Origin of the sequence: Treponema sp. UBA3813, from assembly GCA_002368605.1 — a bacterium.
Classification (GTDB): Bacteria; Spirochaetota; Spirochaetia; order Treponematales; family Treponemataceae; genus Treponema_D.
This window is the reverse complement of record DFEB01000069.1, coordinates 17,177-33,685: the sequence shown is the minus strand read 5'-3', so window position 1 is coordinate 33,685 and position 16,509 is coordinate 17,177. Positions and strand designations below refer to the sequence as shown.

The 16,509-nt window shown below is 41.8% G+C and carries 17 protein-coding genes; 11 read left to right on the top strand and 6 right to left on the bottom strand.

Features of this window, described 5'->3' with window-relative positions; genetic code table 11:
- Positions 1–44 precede the first annotated feature (44 nt).
- Positions 45–1,757 carry a SulP family inorganic anion transporter gene (locus B2089_RS10435; RefSeq protein ID WP_296322874.1) on the top strand — a complete coding sequence of 571 codons (1,713 nt, stop codon included), beginning with the start codon at positions 45–47 and terminating at the stop codon, positions 1,755–1,757.
- 80 nt (positions 1,758–1,837) lie between these two features.
- On the opposite strand, the gene pyrE is transcribed toward B2089_RS10435, so the two are convergent.
- Genes pyrE through B2089_RS10420 form a run of 3 tightly spaced genes read right to left on the bottom strand, consistent with a single transcriptional unit; the run spans position 1,838 to position 4,202 of the window.
- Positions 1,838–2,524, bottom strand: coding sequence for an orotate phosphoribosyltransferase (pyrE, locus tag B2089_RS10430; RefSeq protein ID WP_296322878.1), 687 nt, complete (start codon positions 2,522–2,524; stop codon positions 1,838–1,840).
- A gap of 43 nt (positions 2,525–2,567) precedes the next feature.
- Complete coding sequence (locus tag B2089_RS10425; protein ID WP_296322889.1) at positions 2,568–3,626, bottom strand: polysaccharide pyruvyl transferase family protein; 1,059 nt, start codon at positions 3,624–3,626, stop codon at positions 2,568–2,570.
- A 21-nt stretch (positions 3,627–3,647) separates the two neighbouring features.
- Positions 3,648–4,202 (bottom strand): flavin reductase family protein, encoded by a 555-nt coding sequence (locus tag B2089_RS10420; protein ID WP_296322892.1) that lies wholly within the window; start codon positions 4,200–4,202, stop codon positions 3,648–3,650.
- Positions 4,203–4,457: 255 nt separating this feature from the next.
- On the opposite strand from B2089_RS10420, the gene leuB reads away from it, so the two are divergent.
- The 3 genes from leuB (at position 4,458) to B2089_RS10405 (ending at position 8,262) form a co-directional block, all read left to right on the top strand.
- Positions 4,458–5,552, top strand: a complete 1,095-nt coding sequence (gene leuB / locus B2089_RS10415; RefSeq protein WP_296322895.1) for a 3-isopropylmalate dehydrogenase — start codon at positions 4,458–4,460, stop codon at positions 5,550–5,552.
- 68 nt (positions 5,553–5,620) lie between these two features.
- Entirely contained in the window at positions 5,621–7,327 is a 1,707-nt protein-coding gene (locus B2089_RS10410; protein ID WP_296322898.1) for a DUF5312 family protein, read from the top strand.
- The gene (locus B2089_RS10405; protein WP_296322900.1) at positions 7,324–8,262 is read left to right on the top strand and encodes a polyphenol oxidase family protein; all 939 of its coding nucleotides are present in this window, start codon (positions 7,324–7,326) and stop codon (positions 8,260–8,262) included. The genes B2089_RS10410 and B2089_RS10405 overlap by 4 nt, the downstream gene beginning before the upstream one ends.
- On the opposite strand, the gene B2089_RS10400 is transcribed toward B2089_RS10405, so the two are convergent.
- Positions 8,224–9,399 carry a glycoside hydrolase family 88/105 protein gene (locus tag B2089_RS10400; protein WP_296322903.1) on the bottom strand — a complete coding sequence of 392 codons (1,176 nt, stop codon included), beginning with the start codon at positions 9,397–9,399 and terminating at the stop codon, positions 8,224–8,226. The two genes, B2089_RS10405 and B2089_RS10400, sit on opposite strands and share 39 nt — an antisense overlap.
- 234 nt (positions 9,400–9,633) lie before the next feature.
- On the opposite strand from B2089_RS10400, the gene B2089_RS10395 reads away from it, so the two are divergent.
- From B2089_RS10395 to B2089_RS10380, 4 genes are all read left to right on the top strand, one after another.
- Positions 9,634–10,659 carry a helix-turn-helix transcriptional regulator gene (locus tag B2089_RS10395; RefSeq protein WP_296687197.1) on the top strand — a complete coding sequence of 342 codons (1,026 nt, stop codon included), beginning with the start codon at positions 9,634–9,636 and terminating at the stop codon, positions 10,657–10,659.
- Between the two features lie 200 nt (positions 10,660–10,859).
- On the top strand, positions 10,860–11,720 hold the full coding sequence (locus B2089_RS10390; protein ID WP_296687195.1) for a DUF6994 family protein: 861 nt from the start codon (positions 10,860–10,862) through the stop codon (positions 11,718–11,720).
- Positions 11,721–11,850: 130 nt separating this feature from the next.
- On the top strand, positions 11,851–12,138 hold the full coding sequence (locus B2089_RS10385; protein ID WP_296687192.1) for a DUF4160 domain-containing protein: 288 nt from the start codon (positions 11,851–11,853) through the stop codon (positions 12,136–12,138).
- A 5-nt stretch (positions 12,139–12,143) separates the two neighbouring features.
- A complete protein-coding gene (locus B2089_RS10380) occupies positions 12,144–12,494 on the top strand; it encodes a DUF2442 domain-containing protein (protein ID WP_296687191.1) in 351 nt (116 codons plus the stop codon).
- Between the two features lie 4 nt (positions 12,495–12,498).
- Here B2089_RS10380 and B2089_RS10375 read toward each other — a convergent pair whose 3' ends face one another.
- Positions 12,499–13,245, bottom strand: a complete 747-nt coding sequence (locus tag B2089_RS10375; protein ID WP_296687188.1) for an ATP-binding protein — start codon at positions 13,243–13,245, stop codon at positions 12,499–12,501.
- 84 nt (positions 13,246–13,329) lie between these two features.
- A complete protein-coding gene (locus tag B2089_RS10370; protein WP_296687183.1) occupies positions 13,330–14,142 on the bottom strand; it encodes a hypothetical protein in 813 nt (270 codons plus the stop codon).
- 148 nt (positions 14,143–14,290) lie between these two features.
- Between B2089_RS10370 and B2089_RS10365 the strand changes: the two genes are divergently transcribed.
- Genes B2089_RS10365 through B2089_RS10355 form a run of 3 tightly spaced genes read left to right on the top strand, consistent with a single transcriptional unit; the run spans position 14,291 to position 16,430 of the window.
- Positions 14,291–15,031 carry a FliG C-terminal domain-containing protein gene (locus tag B2089_RS10365; protein ID WP_296687181.1) on the top strand — a complete coding sequence of 247 codons (741 nt, stop codon included), beginning with the start codon at positions 14,291–14,293 and terminating at the stop codon, positions 15,029–15,031.
- A 9-nt stretch (positions 15,032–15,040) separates the two neighbouring features.
- The gene (locus tag B2089_RS10360) at positions 15,041–15,517 is read left to right on the top strand and encodes a hypothetical protein (protein WP_296687178.1); all 477 of its coding nucleotides are present in this window, start codon (positions 15,041–15,043) and stop codon (positions 15,515–15,517) included.
- 34 nt (positions 15,518–15,551) lie between these two features.
- On the top strand, positions 15,552–16,430 hold the full coding sequence (locus tag B2089_RS10355) for a hypothetical protein (protein ID WP_296687172.1): 879 nt from the start codon (positions 15,552–15,554) through the stop codon (positions 16,428–16,430).
- Positions 16,431–16,509: the final 79 nt, after the last annotated feature.

Here is a 16,509-nt window from a genome sequence, read left to right as displayed (position 1 = left end):
CCGCTTATTGCATAAAAGAGCATAAAAGAGCATAATTTTACATTATGTTCAAACCACAGCTCATCAATTCGCTTAAAGGATACAATTCTCGCACCTTTATTTCCGACCTCATCGCAGGTATTATCGTCGGCATTGTCGCTCTTCCGCTGGCAATCGCATTCGCCATCGCTTCGGGAGTGAACCCGGCGGCAGGCCTCTTTACCGCAATCATCGCGGGCTTCTGTATCTCAGCCTTCGGTGGCTCTGCCGTTCAGATTGGCGGCCCCACGGGAGCCTTTGCGGTCATCGTTTACGGCGTCGTCGCCCAGTTCGGACTTTCCGGCCTTGCAACGGCCACGGTCATGGCGGGCATTCTTTTGATTCTTTTGGGCGCATTCAAGATGGGCGGTTTGGTCAAATTCATTCCATATACAATCGTCACAGGATTTACGGCAGGAATCGCAGTCACCATCGCAGCCGGCCAAATCGGAGACTTTTTCGGCCTTGCTCCGGACTTTTCTGAACCAATGCGGATTTTAGGCGAGGAATATTCAAAAATGCCGGGCGACTTTTTGCCAAAAATCATCGTTTATATCAAATCAGCCTCAACGATTAATGTTTATTCATTCATCATGGCTTCGGTTTGCCTCGCTTTTATCTTCATCTGGTCAAAATTTATAAAAAAGATTCCGGGAAGTTTCATCGTCCTGATTCTGGCTACCGTGGCTTCAATCCTTCTGGACAAATTCTGCGGTCTTAAAACAGACACTATCGGCACCTTCGCCGACGGAAGCCGCCATTTCGTAATTCCAAACACCCTTCCCGCTCCCCAGCTGCCAGACTTTTCTTTAAGCACAATCCGAATGCTCTTCCCCACGGCAGTTTCAATCGCTGTCCTTGCGGCAATCGAATCCCTTCTTTCGGCTGTGGTCGCTGACGGTATGACAGGCGGCAAGCATGACTCAAACACAGAGCTTATCGGTCAGGGAATCGCAAACATCGCTTCTCCCCTCTTCGGAGGCATTCCGGCCACTGGAGCAATCGCCCGCACAGCAACAAACATCAAAAACGGCGGGCGCACACCAATAGCGGGCATCGTTCACGCCCTCACCCTGCTTTTGATTCTCCTCTTCTTCGGAAAATACGCGGCTTACATTCCAATGGCGGCTCTTGCGGCAGTTTTAATCAATGTGGCATGGAACATGGCGGGCTTTCCTGCAATCCGCTCCCTTGTCCGCGGTCAAAAATCAGACACAGCCGTCTTTGCAGTCACTTTCTTCATCACAGTCTTCGTAGATTTGACTGTGGCAATCGAAGTTGGTCTGGGGCTTGCGGCCTTCTTCTTCATTAAAAAGATGATAGATTTGTCGGAAGTTCAGAACAAGCGGGAAGCCCTCACTTCGGGAATTCACGCCGCAGACATGCCGGAAGAACGACTCGACCTTCCCCATGGAGCTATGGTTTACGAAATTGAAGGTCCTCTCTTCTTCGGTACCGTGCGAAAATTCGAAGTCGCCGTTGAAAAAGCAGGCGTTGACTACAAGGTGCTTATTCTGCGCATGAGAAACACAATCTACCTTGACGCTGGCGGAATTCGCGCCTTAGAGCAGGCAAAAGCCGCCTGTGACCGAAAAGGCATCACAATTGTAATCTCAGGAATCCACACACAGCCTTACATACTTCTCGAAAAAACCGGCATGGCAGACAAGCTTGGCCGCGAAAATATCCATGACCACATCTCAGGAGCCCTGGAAAGGGCAAGAGAGATTTTAAAGTAGGAACCGCAGATTTATAAATTCCTCACAGAGCGCACAGAGCTCCGTGAGGAATTTTCAACTTTCAGTTTTCAGCTTTCAACTTACCTAGCTCCGTAAGTCTCGTAGTACTTGTCAATCTCAGCCTTAATTTCGTCAGTAATCAGCTTTTTATCGCCATTAGTGTACAGGGCATCGACCACTTCACTCATGCTTACGATTGCTCTGGCAGGGAAGCCGTATTTTTCGCTGATTACATCCAGCGCGGCTTTTTCTGAGTCGGGGGCTTTTTCCATGCGGTTAAGAGAAACGATTTCGCCCACGATTTTGATTCCGCCCTCTTTTTCTTCCTGGGCCTTGATTTTGGGATAGGTCTCTTCGATGGACTTTCCGCTGGTGGTTACATCCTCGATGATTACAACCCGGTCTCCGTCCTTGATTTTGTAGCCCAAAAGGTCGCCCTTATCGGCTCCGTGGTCTTTGGCTTCCTTTCGGTCAGAGCAATATTTTACTTCCTTTCCGTAAAGCTCAGAATAAGCCACTGCCGTCACCACGGCCAAAGGGATTCCCTTGTAAGCCGGGCCAAAGAAAACATCAAAATCATCGCCGAAATTGTCGTGAATGGCCTTTGCGTAAAATTCTCCCAGTCGCTTGAGTTGGCTTCCCGTTACATAGGCTCCAGCGTTCATAAAGAAGGGAGACTGTCGCCCGCTCTTCAATGTGAAGCTTCCGAATTTAAGCACATTGCACTCAACCATAAAGTCGATGAATTCTTTCTTATAATCTTCCATAAAAATTCTCCTTGAATAAAAATCCCAAAACAAATTTATTGTATCAAAAATCACCAAAAGAAAAAACTGACTTCGCCGCAAGAATATTCCGTTCCGTCGTCTTTTCGTCAAAACTCAATCCGTCCGTTTTTGAATCCCACCGCTCAAGTTCACAGGGAATTTTAAGAAGCGCGCAGAGAATTGCAACATGCATTCTGTATGAGAAAACATTCCGACAATGCGACAAAAGATTTTCCAAATCAGCCGGATTTCTCGGACGGGGGGCAAACAGGAATTCTTTATGAGGGTATTTTTTCCGAATCTTTTTAACAAGCAATTTCGCAAAGAAATAATCCTCAGGATTTCCATTGCAGAAAATGAGGATTTTCTGCTCACCCGCAATTTTCTCTTCTACTGCTTCAAGAATTCTTTTTGAGATGATTTTCGCTGATTTTTTCCAACTTTCTCTTCCATAGTATAAAATCGTACGCGGTGATGTCACGCAAATACCAAAAAAATCACCGCTTTCCGCATGATTCTTAAAACCAAGCGCAAAGGCAAGGTCGGGAGCAAAAGAAAAATTCCCCGTGATTCCGTTTTTTTGAAGAATCTGAATCGAATTCTCATCGCGAAAAATGCTCTTTTTGTTCAAATGACTTTCAAAAATCCGCTTGAAGACTTTTTTTGCGTAAGGACTCAAAAATCCAGACACACCACATCCAAGAACGAAGAAAGGTTTTTCATATTTTTGAATCGCACGAAAGAGAGAATCTAAGGCACAAGGCATATAAGAATCATTGTCACGAAAAAGCTGACCGCCCCCGATGACGACAAAATCAGAAGCACGAACGGAAGAAGTATAGAACGCAGACTTTATAATCCTGAATTTGAAAAAAGCACAGAAGCGAACCAGAAAGTGCCTGAAAAAGCGAGGAAGAATCGGAACGATGAACGCAGAAAACCGCCGCCGAACAGAGTAAAATCCAGAGTCAGACTGATTTCCAAGAATATCTCGGCTTAGTACCGAAAATTTCGTCTCAAAATGACTCTTAAGACTTTGTGCAATAATCTTGTCTCCACAATTACTGCTGTTAACAAGATTGAAAACCACGACTTTCTGCATCCAAAGTTTTTCCTTAGAATTTTATTTGTTTTTAATCGCAAGCCCGTCTTTAAAAGCATTTCCCACGACTTCACCGATTACTCGGTAAACATGGAAAGAAGCGTCGTACATAATCGGCTGGAGTTTTCCCAAATCGACCTTACCGTCAGTAAGGATTGACTCATCCGCCTGCTGGGCGACTATTTTTCCCCTAAGCATTTCCCGCTTTTCGTCCCATTCAGTAACCTCACACTCAAGAACCAAAGGATATTCCTCGATAATCGGTGCATTTACATTCGCGCTCTTGTGCACATGAACCCCGGCCTTTTCGATTTTATTCACGTTTGAACCGCTCTCAACGCCGAAATAGTCAGAAATCTGAACCGTATTTTTTGTAGCAAAAGCAACCGTAAAGGCTCCCGTCTTTTTAAGATTTTCGGTGGTTTTGTGCTGGGCAAGGAAAAGAGCGATTTCCTCATAATCAGACTGAATTCCCCAGGCCGCATTCATGGCATTGGGAACGCCGTTCTCATCATAAGTTCCGATAATAAAAACTCCCTCAGGCACAATCACTGCATTCTTTGAATCAATTTCCATAAAAACTCCTATGTAATAAATATAATAAGGAATAAGACTTTTTGACAATGCAAAAAATTCACTACCATATTAAAAATATGTACGCGCTTCAGGCATAGCCTTCAGCGAGACTCGTCTACAAACTCACCTCGTGAGTTTGTTCGCGATGCGCGACCGACTCCCTACACTTTACGCAATTACCCTGCATCACTATAATAAAATCCGTAATTAAGATGCCGAGTCATTTCGGCTGACAATAAATCAAGAGGAACAAAAATGGAAAAAACAATCGCTTTGATTCCCGGTGACGGAATCGGTCCTGATGTTGTTGCAGAGGCTGTCAATGTTCTTGACGCTGTCGCAAAAAAATACGGCCACAAATGGACATACAAAAATGTAATCGCTGGTGGAGCTGCCATCGACAAATGGGGAAAACCACTCCCGCAGGATCAGCTTGACATCTGTCTCAACAGCGACGCAACTCTTCTCGGAGCCGTCGGCGGTCCAAAATGGGACAATGTTGCTCCGGAAATCCGCCCGGAAAAGGCACTTCTTGGTCTTCGCGGCGGCATGAAGGTTTTCGCTAACCTCCGCCCGGCTGTTATGTGGAAGCAGCTTAAAGACGCCTGCCCTCTCAAAGACGAAATCGTCGGCGAGGGTCTTGATATTCTCGTTGTCCGCGAGCTTACAGGCGGCATCTACTTCGGTGAGCGCGGAACTAGCGCAGACGGAAAAACAGCCTGGGACACAGAAAAATACACATGGGCAGAAATCGAGCGAATCGTCCGCATGGGCTTTGAATTCGCGAAGAACCGCAAAAAGCATCTCACTGTAGTTGACAAGGCAAACATCCTCAACTCAAGCCGACTCTGGCGGGCTGTGGCAGAGAAAGTCCACGAGGAATACAAGGACATCACCCTTGACTTTCTCTACATCGACAATGCCGCAATGCAGATGGTTCGTGCGCCACGCCAGTTCGATGTCATCGCCACAAGCAACATGTTCGGCGACATCCTCACTGACGAGGCAAGTCAGGTAACAGGCTCAATCGGTATGCTGGCCTCAGCTTCTTTGGGCGATGGAACAGGCCCAGGTCTTTACGAGCCAATCCACGGTTCAGCCCCGGACATCGCAGGAAAAGACATCGCTAACCCCTTGGCAACAATCCTTTCTGCCGCAATGCTTCTCCGCTACTCATTCAAGCTTGAGACAGAAGCAAAGGCAATCGAAGACGCCGTAAACGCAGTTCTCGACGCAGGCTGGCGAACAGGCGACATCGCAGGAAGCCACATGGCTGAAGTCAAGGCTCAGGGCAAACTCGTCGGAACAAAAAAGATGGGCGAGCTTGTCGTAGCAGAACTCAACAAATAATTTCAATAGAGCCGCCTTCGGGCGGTTTTTTCTTGTTATAAGCAGAGTTTTTCTATAAAATATTCTTCATGGAAAAACAAGATTCTTTTGAGCGCATGGCGACAGGAATTTCTGACGAGGAAAGGCAGCAAATTCTCGATAAAATGCACGATTCCGTCACAAATGATGCAGCCCCCCTTCATCCCGCCGAAGAAAAACTCGACGATACAAACGAGCCTTTTGAAATCAAAATAAAAAACGAATCCGTCTTTCTCCGCTTTTTTATTTGGATAAAGTCAATTCTCTCAAATACAACCCAAAATGCGATTTATAACGAATACAAACTTTCTGAAATATGCCGCAACATCGAGAAAAACTTTCCCGGTATAATAAATTCAAAAAATGAACTTTTTCTCTCGCCTTTCTACGACCGTCTCACAGAACTAAAATCCTGTGCGGCTTTTTTCAAGCCTTACCTGACTTCAATAGCCGAAGAAAATGAAGGAATGTTTTATGTTTTTCTCAGCACCATCATTTTGCCTGAAGTCACAGCAGATATCGAAACAAATGTTGACCCCTATTCTATCCCGATTTCACCCGATATTCGCCCAGATTTAAGAAGTTCACTTTTACGCAAACTTGAAGAAATATTCGACTCCATCCCATCTGATGATAAGTCACGAATGTATGAAGCAGCAAAAGCATCTGAATGGCTCAGACAATTTGTCCATCTTCCATTCGCTCGTTTTCTCGCACAGTTTACTTCTTCAAACGAAAATGGATTTACTTGTCAGTTCAATCAAGTTGAAAGCGAAGTAGATTCATTTGCCAGAATTCTTTGTAGTTCACTCTCGATTCCAGATGAATTCCTAGAATCCCTTTATCTTTTCGCCGTAAGAAATACAAAGCATATTTCTGAAGAAGAAAATGGTCGTGATGCTGGTGATTTTTTAGGAAAGGCACACTCAAGCCTCGGTCTCCTGCAAATGTTCATGTCAAGCGTCCCAATCCGCTCTATTGGTTGCGTCGTTCACAGAGATTATCAATGGAAAACAGCTTTGTATTCAGCTGGAGAAGATTGGTTCGTTAAGTATAAAAATGCATGGAAACGAATTTTCGACCAAAAATGGACGGCATGGGAAGCAGACTGCAAGCGAGAAGCTCTTTTATCTAGGCTCAAGTTGCACTTTGCCATCGATTTTTTCCCAAAATTTCCTGAAACTCCATGGGAAGACTTGTGGGATGGCGGAGTCCGATTTACTTATGAAGCAACACTTGGATTCCTCAACTGGTTTATGCGAGAAAAATTCTCAATCTGCGAGCTAGACTTGAAAACCCTGCTCGTACAAGGCTCTTTCAACAAAAAAGAAAATCATGATACCCTCTCAGAGTCCTTCAATAACATGATTCAGCTTTCAATCTCTTTTCAGGAACTTACCCGTCGGCTTTCAATTCACGGAGAGACAGGGGCGATGTTCAACAAGATCCATGAAGACAAATCTCGCACCCTTCAGGCACAAAGCAAAGTCGATCAGATGATGCGCTCCCTTGAGTCCGATGTTTCTACGCTTATTCACCGTTTCGGGGACTCGGCCCGCTCTATCCTGAAAATTCTCTACGGAGTTCTGGGGCTTTCAAAAGACACGCGATTCGACACGGTAAAAAATCTTAATTCCATGAAGGATAAAAACAACGAGCCTTTTGTCAAAAAAATCGAGCTTTCAAAAAATCTGATAGAAAATGCCCTCAACATTGTAATTGAACTGGAAAATTTGGATAAACAGCGCGCAAAATGATAAACACGATTTCTGTCAAAAATGAACTTGAGACAGCCTTTTCTCAAAGCGCAAGCTACATCACTCTTCCCTTTTACAAAAACGGCGCTCCCCTTTGCTCCACCGAATCCGAAAAATATGCCCGCTGGGGAATGACGCTTTTAAAAGCCGGCTCCATGCGCTTCCGCTGGAATGAGAGCAACGAAAATCGAACGGCCACCCTCAAAAAAATCCTCTCAGAAATAAAAAAGCCAGTCTGCTCAGGAAAGTGCTCAAGCGCCGAGGGAATCTGCGACTGTAAGCTGCGCCTTGCCCCCATTGAGCTCATTCACTCAAAAGATGTTTATGTAACAAAGTTTGAAGGCGACACAAAAGATTTAAGGGGCGACGGACTCATCACAAAAAATCCCCTTTTAGTTCCTGCCGTCACCGTTGCCGACTGTCTTCCCCTTTTCCTCTACGACCGCAAAAACAAAGCAATCGGAGCCTTTCACTCAGGCTGGAAAGGCACGGGAATCGCGGGAAATGGCGTAAAAAAAATGCAGGAAGAATTCGGCTCAAAGCCTGAAGATATTCTGGCGGCAATCGGCCCGCACATAGGAAACTGCTGCTATTTCGTGGACAAGGAACGCTCTGATTATTTCACCCAAAACTTCGGAAAAAAATGCATAGAAAAGGCCGAAAATCCCGCCAGCGAAGAAGAAGCCGACTTAATCAAAAGATTTCCTTACCGACTCTCTCTCACAGAGGCAAATCTTTTCGTTTTAAAACAAGCGGGCATAAAAGAAGAAAACATAGTGGTGGCGGAAGACTGCACCTGCTGTACGAAATTTGCGGACGGCAAGAACATTTTCGGCTCATTCCGCAGGCAAGCCGCCTTTCTTCCGCCCCAAATCGACGCCAACACCAGAAGCCGCTCAATGACAGTGCAAGCCGCTTTTGTAATGATGAATTAATTTATATTCATTATACGCGAGGATAAAGGGACCGACTCCTTTCGCATCGTCCTGGACGATTGGCTCGCTTAAGTAATAAGCAACGGTTCCATCTCGGCGCTTGTTCTTTTCGGGGCCCAAGCCTGCCACGAGACAGATTCCGCCCAAAGAAAGCACGCCATTGTCCGTTTTGAGATATTTCTCGCAGATTCCTTCAAAAGCCTTGATTCCGGCCGCCTTGTACTTGGCCTCATTTGGAGTGCCGGTCAAGATACCAGTGCGCAAACCTTTCAAAAGTGAGTAAGCGAAGATAGAAGAGCCAGAAGTCTCAAGATAATTGCCCTCAACCTCAGGAAGAGCCGGAAGCTGATACCACATGCCGCTTTCGTCCTGCACGCGGAGCATTGCGTCCTGCAAGTTGATGAACATTGTCTTCAAATGATTCCAGTTATCGCTGCCACGGTCTGGAGCATGATTCAAGCTGTCCAGCATGGCCATTGAAAACCAGCCCAAGGCGCGCAGCCAGTAATTCTGACAGAGACCTGTGTTTTTATCACACCAGAAGGATGTTTTTGAGCTGTCGAAACAATGGAAATACAAGCCGTCTGCCGGATTTTTCATAAGCTTCTCAACATTAAAGAACTGATTGTAAATATCATCCTTGTTTTTGCCGTCTTCAAAAGTTGCCGTGTATTCCATGTAGAAAGGCAAGCCCATATAAAGACCATCCAGCCAAACCTGATTCGGATAAATCGCCTTGTGCCAGAAATTTCCTTCTTTTGTGCGTGGCTGGTCTTTTACCTGCTCATAAAGCTTTTCAAGGGCTTTCTTGTATTTTTCTTTTTTAGTGAGAGCATAGAGGGGAAAGAGATTCTTTCCGCCGTTGATTTCATCGATATTCCATGCTTCTTTTGAGTAGCCGTCAATTGTTCCGTCTTCGTGAATGCGGTAATCCTCGTAGTAATCAGCGAATTTAAGGAATTTCTCGTTTTTGCTTGTATCATAAAGCTCAAGAAGAGCCATAATCATACAGCCGTCAATGTAATCCCAACCTGATTTTGACCCGGCACGCGCCTTTTCGATATTCCACACAGGAATTTCGGCAGTTGATTTGGTCATCAAATCATCAATGTACTGGTCAATAACTTTTGTATCCACGGTAAATCTCCTAACGCTTTTTTCTCTCGCCACTCAGTCGTCAGCAGTCGAGAGTCCCCCACAAAGCAAAACTAAATAATAAAACTTTCCGATTTTCAATACTTTTATTTTACAAAAAATTCAATAATAAGTGAAGTGAGATTTTGAATTTTTGTTGAAGGACAACGAGACTGTCATTCTATGCAAGTCTGATGTATTATATTTATGTAAAAATTAGGTTGAGGAGAATAATTTATGGAAGAAAACAAAGAATTCAAAAAATCACAAAGAAAGAAACGAGAAGCACAGGTCGAACTATGGCGAGGATATACAATTGACCGCTTGATAGCATCAGGAGCATATCCGAATGTTCCGTTTTTGATGAAAAAATTTGAAGTCTCCGAGGCAACGATTTTGCGTGACATCGAACGCCTGAAAAGCGACTTCAAGGCACCAATTGCATACGACCGCTTCAAAAAAGGCTATTTTTACACGCATCCGGCTTTCCGAATACCAGCGAATCTCTCCACCGAAAAGCAAATTGTCGCAGCCCGACTAATGGCGAACCTTCTTGAAACGCTCCACGGAACACCGATTTATTCTCAGGCAATAGAAGTCTTCAGCACGCTCGCAACCGACATCGACGACGACAGCGAAACAGGTCTCGCCAAACGACTCTCAAACCGAATCGTATTTTTGGGAATCAGCCCGGTTCCGATTTCCGACAAAGTATGGTCAGCCCTCGAAGACGCGCTCGCAAAAAATCACTACATCACATTCAACTACGCATATTACGACGGAGGCCAGCCAAGCCAAATCACAGTAGAGCCATGGCAGCTCTTGTTTTCTGGCGGAATGTGGACACTCTACGCAAAGGAAACGGCGACAAAGAAAATCAAGTTTTACAATGTCTGGCTGATAAGCAATGTCCGCTCGCACGAAGAAACCTTCACTCTTCCAGAAGACTTTGAGTACACAAATCGGGTAAAGGGCAATTTCGGAAGATACATAGGCGACGAAACCTACGAGTTCAAAATCCGAATCGAAAGCCCCATCACACTGAACTGGGTACGCACCTACAAATGGGCAGAAGATCAGACCTTCGCCCCTCAAGCCGACGGAAGCACGATTATGACATTCACAAGCAACCAGTATCACCCGGTCCTAAACTGGGTGATGAGCCAGGGGCAATGGCTGACACCGCTCGCCCCAGAACGGCTTGTAAACGACTGGCAGGACCATGTTCAGGCAATGGCAGGAAAGTTGAAAGTGGAAAAATGAAAGCGGAAAGCAAGAATTTGGCGCGACTCAACTACATCCGGGCTATCCGCGGTTCCGCTACCGCTCCATTCCTCACTATGTTCGGAACGCTCCGCGCCGCTACTATCCCGCGCGGGCATTTGTCGGAAAAGTGAAGGATGGGATTAAATTGATAAGCAAGGTGGGTGTGGTATAATTGGAGATATGGAGAAAAAAAGGTTATGTCAGAAAATTTTAATAAAAAGAACGCTATTAACTTACTTAAAGATTTTATTCATGACTATTTGAATGATGATATCGAAAAATTAAAAGATTTTTCATTTTGGGGAATTGCAGGAAATTCCAAATATGATGGCACATCATCAGGTATTGATGACAAAAATTTTGATGGTGATAGAACAAATATAATTTATGCTATCGATTTCTTATTATATGGGAACGGTAGATTATCAGAGGACTTTTTAATTCCAAACTATCCTTATAGGACAACGTTATATTGCAACTACACAGGAGAGACAATAAATACATTTAACACTTTATTTGGAAAAGAAATTAAAAAACGAAATGAAGTAGCTAAAATTTTTCCCCAAGATATTTGGGAAAAAATTATTGATGCGAAACAAAAAAATAATCCGTTTGCAAAAGATTTTTTTCATATATACCAACGACTTGGAAATTTTATGTTACTTCCCTCTAAGACAAAAAGTAGGAAAAGCATAAACTCATATAGAGGGTTCTTTAATGAACATTGGAAAGACTATTTTGATATTTTCCTTGATAATTTAAAATTAAAATCTGACGATTTTTTAAATCAACTTGTTGATAAGAATAAATTTTTCTTTAAAGAAAAATCTTTTGATGATTTTTTGAATGTCTTTTATCTCCAAGGTAAGGATTTTTCATATAAAAATTTCAAATTAGGAAAAGAACATTTTGCTCATTGGGAACTAACAAAAGAAAACTCCAGAGAATATGTAAATTTTGCTAATGCTTATATAGAAAAAGCATCAGAATTAATAGAGGCACGATCGAAAATCCTAGTTAACGAACTAGTAGAAAGATTTTCAGAATTAAACAACTAAATTTCCCCCAAAAACATTTTGCATAGCAAAATCCAATCCGTGTGGCAATTTCCAAAATACCACACGGATTTTTTTTCTGCCCGAAAAACAACAAAACCAACAGATTTAACCTATATAATTCGAGAAATTTATGTTAAAATTACTACAAGAGGTGAGTATGCCAACGATAAGTATGTTCCGTGGAATTAAAATTTCAATTAATTGGAATGACCACATGCCACCGCATTTTCATGCAAAGTATGGTGACGAGGAAGTTATTGTTTCCATCAAAGATTTGGAAGTCCTTGAAGGAGAAATGCAAAACAAACAATTGAAAATGGTTTTAGGTTGGGCTGCATTCCATCAGACTGAATTATTGGAAAACTGGGAACTTGCTGTAAAAAAACAGGATTTATTCTCAATTGACCCGTTGCGTTAAAAAATATGCCTAATTCCATTGATTTTTATCTTTCAAAAGGTTTTGACTCAAAAATGGCAAAATATTTTGCTTCTGGCCGGAAGAAAATCATTGCCGTAAAACCGAATGAAGATTTTACATTGCTGCTCACTTTTGACAACTCGGAAAAACGACTTTTTGATATGAAGCCGTATCTCAAGAAAAACACTGTTTTTGAACAATTCTTGAATTATGCGGATTTCAAGCGAGTTTATATCGATGACTCAAATTCTGTCTGCTGGGACAAAAATCCAAACATCGACAGTGAAAATGACTGGAACAACAAGGTCGATGTATCTGGCGATGTTTGTTATGTAGACAGCGAACCATACAATTAGTTTTTCACAAACAAAAGCCTATTTTCTTTTCGAATTCGCAATTATTCAGTTTTTCTGTATTACAGATTTCTTCCAGTCGGGTGATAGAAACTCGTGAGCCTTTTATAATCTCTTCCATGGTTGCTTTTCTTACGACATTTTCAATTTCTCCGCCTGAAAAATTATATTCATTAGCGAGTTGCTTTGCCTGTGATTCCGGGAGCCAGTTCAATTTTGAACGCCAGATTGAAGTTTTGGCTTCCACTGTTGGGTTATCGAATTTAATCTTATAAAGAAAACGCCTTTCAAAAGCCGCATCCATGTTAACAGCAAGATTTGTGGTCGCTATTAATATTCCGTCAAAATTTTCCATCTTTTCAAGGAGAATATTCTGCATCGCATTTTCAGTTTTTTCTGTGCTGCCGCCTCTAAATTCCGTTCGTTTTTGCAAAATGGCATCAGCCTCGTTGAATAATAAAATCGGAATATCATTTTTGCCGCTGTCTCTCAATCTCTTGCATATTCTTTTATAGTTTTCAAATATTTTATCTATCATTTTTTCGCTTTCTCCAAACCAGCAGGATTTTGTCTGACTTATATCGACATGAACAATTTGTCTGTGAGTAGTTTTTGCAATCTGATAAACAGATTCTGTTTTTCCAGTTCCCGGAGCACCATAGAGAAGAATACATATACCTGTCGGGAGACCTTTTGCCCGCAATCCGTTTTGAATAGAACTTAGATTTTCATGTTGCAAAGACGAGTAAAGCATATCAATCTGCTCTTGATTGGCTTTGCTGTAAAACAAGGGCTTTGAAACAATTGAATCCGGCTGTATAAGTGATTTTTCATCTATTTACCGTTCGTAAAGATATTCATATTCACCAAGAAATAGGTGTTTAGATTTATCAGTAATAGATAAAGTCGTATCCGTTACGCTTCCTTTTTTTTCTATTTTGATGAATTCCTTTTCAAGTAAAAAATGTTTTTCCGTAATTATTAATTCCATGTTTTGAATTGCGAATTCACCATATATGGAACGGAATATACTCTGTAAATTTGCTTCCCAGTCTTGCGAATAGTAATAGCAAAGAGTATAAAAGCAAAATCTGTCGAAGTCACCGCAAATACGAGAAATCGAATCCTTCACAAAAGGCAGTTTCTTGCATTTTTCTTCAATTTTTGAAGCTGTACAGATTCTTTCCGCATGATTCATCGTATAAGTATCCAAAGTTTTTTTAATTTCCCTTGTGAAAGATATTGAATCATATTTTTCTTCTTCTATATTTATCTCTGTATTTCGTAAAACAGATTCAAGCATTTTTTCTTCTATTGAGTAGTGATGTCCTGTATCATTAATCTGCACATTCAGCAGACATCTCTCATCCAAGTCTTCAATTTCATCATTATGCTGTAGATATGCAAGTGGAACCATGCCCAAATACTCACTAATTCCTATTTTTTCTAAATGTGAAAGAGTAATGTCTAAGACTGCACACAAAATTATTACCTGATTCTCATTAATTCCACCGAAATATGCTTTGAGCCGATTCAATGTGTTTTGCATTTTTACAGTATTATCATATTTCAACTGTTTTCCTTTCGTATGCTGACAAACATAATCAATAGCTGCCAAAACATTCCATCTTACTTTTCTAGCTTTTTTCATTATAGGCCTCCAAACTATAGTTATTTTAGAGGTTCACACTGTCAGATAATGCAAGTGCAAAAAAAAATATTCGCACCCTCATTCCATGCAAGTCTCGTCTGCTATCATTTTATGCAAGCGGGACAACAAGCCCTGCAAGGAGACAACTATGGAAAAAATCATCTCTTTGAATGACAATCAGGTTGAGAAAATCGACATCATCGACAATTACTTCGTTCAAAAGCAAAATGAACTTCGTTTGGCAATGTGGCAGACTGAAAGAATCTATTCGGATGCACCAGAATTCTTTGAGGCACGGACGACAGGGAAAATCTTTGTCGGAAATCAGAATGAGCCACTCATTGTTTTTCCTGACACGAAGTCTGAGCTGTTTTCGGAAAAACACTTGGTCACAGCAAAAGTGATGAGCAGTTTGACGGACAACGAATTTGAGGAAACGATAGAATTTTGTGCTTCAATGAAAAGATTTCTGTGCGATTGGACTTGGAGTAAAGCAAACACAGTTCCAAATTTGGATAAAGATTCTGTGCGGCTTGAAATCTCGCTCGTTTTTGTTTCGTTTCACCCCTCGTCATACAGGGAATTCACTTTTGACGACATTTTACGCCTTAAGGACAGTACGGTTCAAAAACTTCTGACTAAAATCGATACCGTTGATCTTCTGAATGCACTGAAATCAGCAAGTTCGAATATTCAGAATAAATTTTTATTCAACATGTCAAAACGAGCAGCGCAAATGGTTAGAGAAGACATGGATTATATCGGGGAGGTAAAATTACAAGATTCTTATAACTCGCAACAAAAAATTCTTGAAGCAATACAAGATTTAGGAAAATCAGGCGAGATAGAGATTCCGAAACTGACTTATGCGGACAGGAATGAAAAATAGGGGGGAAACATGATATTGAGAATGGTAAGAAAGCTTTATGCCATAAAACATTGGACAAGCGTGGCGAAATATTTTCTAGACCTTTCGTATAAAACAAGAAACGAAGGTATTTTGGCCCTCGAAGACTGTGTTTCCAAAAAACGGCGTTGCATAATCGGCAGAAATGAAAAACGACTTTTCAGCAAACTTGAGAGTCGTATCTTTTACGAAGGATTTTGTATGGTTCTTCAAGGAACTTACACTGAAAATGTCCGAAAAAATCTTGAAGATATGGTAGAAAATGCTTATGCCGGAAGAATCGAGAATGTTGCGCTAAAAATCGGGATTGAAGGAATTATCGGCGTACAAGTCGCTGACAATCCACTTTGTATCAAGCAAAAACTCGATACCATTGTTGGGGTACAAACTTTCGGCTTGATTCAGAAAAATTTCGTTCCCAGCAAAAAAAATCACACACTTGCGTTCAGTGAGAGTGTGGGCAAGTAAAATATCAGAAAAATCAAACTTCAGGAGAAAAATTATGAACATGAAAAATTTTCTATCTTCATTAGTTATCACAACAAGTCTCTTAACGGGATTTATCTTTGAAGGATGCGCATCTTCAGGGAAAATTCCAACGGAGCCAGAATATGAAAGAATCAGTTTACAAGACCTCATACAAAACTACGAGCTAGACTATCTCAAATCAAGCGGATATGAAGTTTCTGCAATGATTCAAAAAGATTTTGGCAACAAATTTTACCTATATGACAATAATACTGCTTCAACTTTCAAAAATTTTTCGGCGGATGATTTTCTATCTTCTTGCCCGGATTTTTATGAAAGAATTGAAGAAAATCGCGAGTACGATGTTTATTTTGCAACTGTCAAGAATAATGCTGTTCTTTATCTTCTGAACAGTCCTAATGACCCTCGCTTGTATGAATTAAAACTTATAAAGATTGATGGCTTGCGTACAATTGAAGAAATCAAAGCAGAAAAACAAGCAAAAGAAGAAGAGGCAAGAAAAAAGTGGCTCGAAAAAGAGAAAGCATATGAAGAGGCGAATCGTTATGATGCAAAGGACTTTTACTTCCTTACCGAAAATTTCAAACCTGCGGCTTATGCTGAAAAAGATTTGTTTGATGCCGTAAGCATCGCCGATAAAATGCCATGGAAAAATCCTGATGAAATAGACTGGTTCGGAGTCTCGACAAAACTATATTTTTCCGATGTGATATGCACTGGCCAAAACGGAAAATATATTGAGTTTCGAACCGATGACAACGCAATTCACAAAATTATGAAAATAAGCGGTAGAAGCGGTTTGAAGGGCAGCGAAAAAGTGCGGGTCTATTACAGAATATCCAAGGAACCGCTTTTGGAATGGAATGTTAAGGCAATTAAAAAAAGACAATAATCCCGAATCGGTCGTTAATCAAGGCAGCTATTATTCCATGCGTTAGCGGGTGTAGCTGCGCCGTGAGGCGTTCTGGAGC

Bases quoted from the DNA above. Each gene is read 5' to 3' on its own strand.
- B2089_RS10375 (WP_296687188.1), bottom strand. From the start codon at position 13,245: ATGCTTTACTCGTCTTTGCAACATGAAAATCTAAGTTCTATTCAAAAC.
- B2089_RS10360 (WP_296687178.1), top strand. From the start codon at position 15,041: ATGATATTGAGAATGGTAAGAAAGCTTTATGCCATAAAACATTGGACA.
- B2089_RS10425 (WP_296322889.1), bottom strand. From the start codon at position 3,626: ATGCAGAAAGTCGTGGTTTTCAATCTTGTTAACAGCAGTAATTGTGGA.
- B2089_RS10380 (WP_296687191.1), top strand. From the start codon at position 12,144: ATGCCTAATTCCATTGATTTTTATCTTTCAAAAGGTTTTGACTCAAAA.
- B2089_RS10370 (WP_296687183.1), bottom strand. From the start codon at position 14,142: ATGAAAAAAGCTAGAAAAGTAAGATGGAATGTTTTGGCAGCTATTGAT.
- B2089_RS10395 (WP_296687197.1), top strand. From the start codon at position 9,634: ATGGAAGAAAACAAAGAATTCAAAAAATCACAAAGAAAGAAACGAGAA.
- B2089_RS10365 (WP_296687181.1), top strand. From the start codon at position 14,291: ATGGAAAAAATCATCTCTTTGAATGACAATCAGGTTGAGAAAATCGAC.
- B2089_RS10355 (WP_296687172.1), top strand. From the start codon at position 15,552: ATGAACATGAAAAATTTTCTATCTTCATTAGTTATCACAACAAGTCTC.
- B2089_RS10385 (WP_296687192.1), top strand. From the start codon at position 11,851: ATGTTAAAATTACTACAAGAGGTGAGTATGCCAACGATAAGTATGTTC.
- B2089_RS10435 (WP_296322874.1), top strand. From the start codon at position 45: ATGTTCAAACCACAGCTCATCAATTCGCTTAAAGGATACAATTCTCGC.
- B2089_RS10405 (WP_296322900.1), top strand. From the start codon at position 7,324: ATGATAAACACGATTTCTGTCAAAAATGAACTTGAGACAGCCTTTTCT.
- leuB (WP_296322895.1), top strand. From the start codon at position 4,458: ATGGAAAAAACAATCGCTTTGATTCCCGGTGACGGAATCGGTCCTGAT.
- B2089_RS10410 (WP_296322898.1), top strand. From the start codon at position 5,621: ATGGAAAAACAAGATTCTTTTGAGCGCATGGCGACAGGAATTTCTGAC.
- B2089_RS10390 (WP_296687195.1), top strand. From the start codon at position 10,860: ATGTCAGAAAATTTTAATAAAAAGAACGCTATTAACTTACTTAAAGAT.
- pyrE (WP_296322878.1), bottom strand. From the start codon at position 2,524: ATGGAAGATTATAAGAAAGAATTCATCGACTTTATGGTTGAGTGCAAT.
- B2089_RS10420 (WP_296322892.1), bottom strand. From the start codon at position 4,202: ATGGAAATTGATTCAAAGAATGCAGTGATTGTGCCTGAGGGAGTTTTT.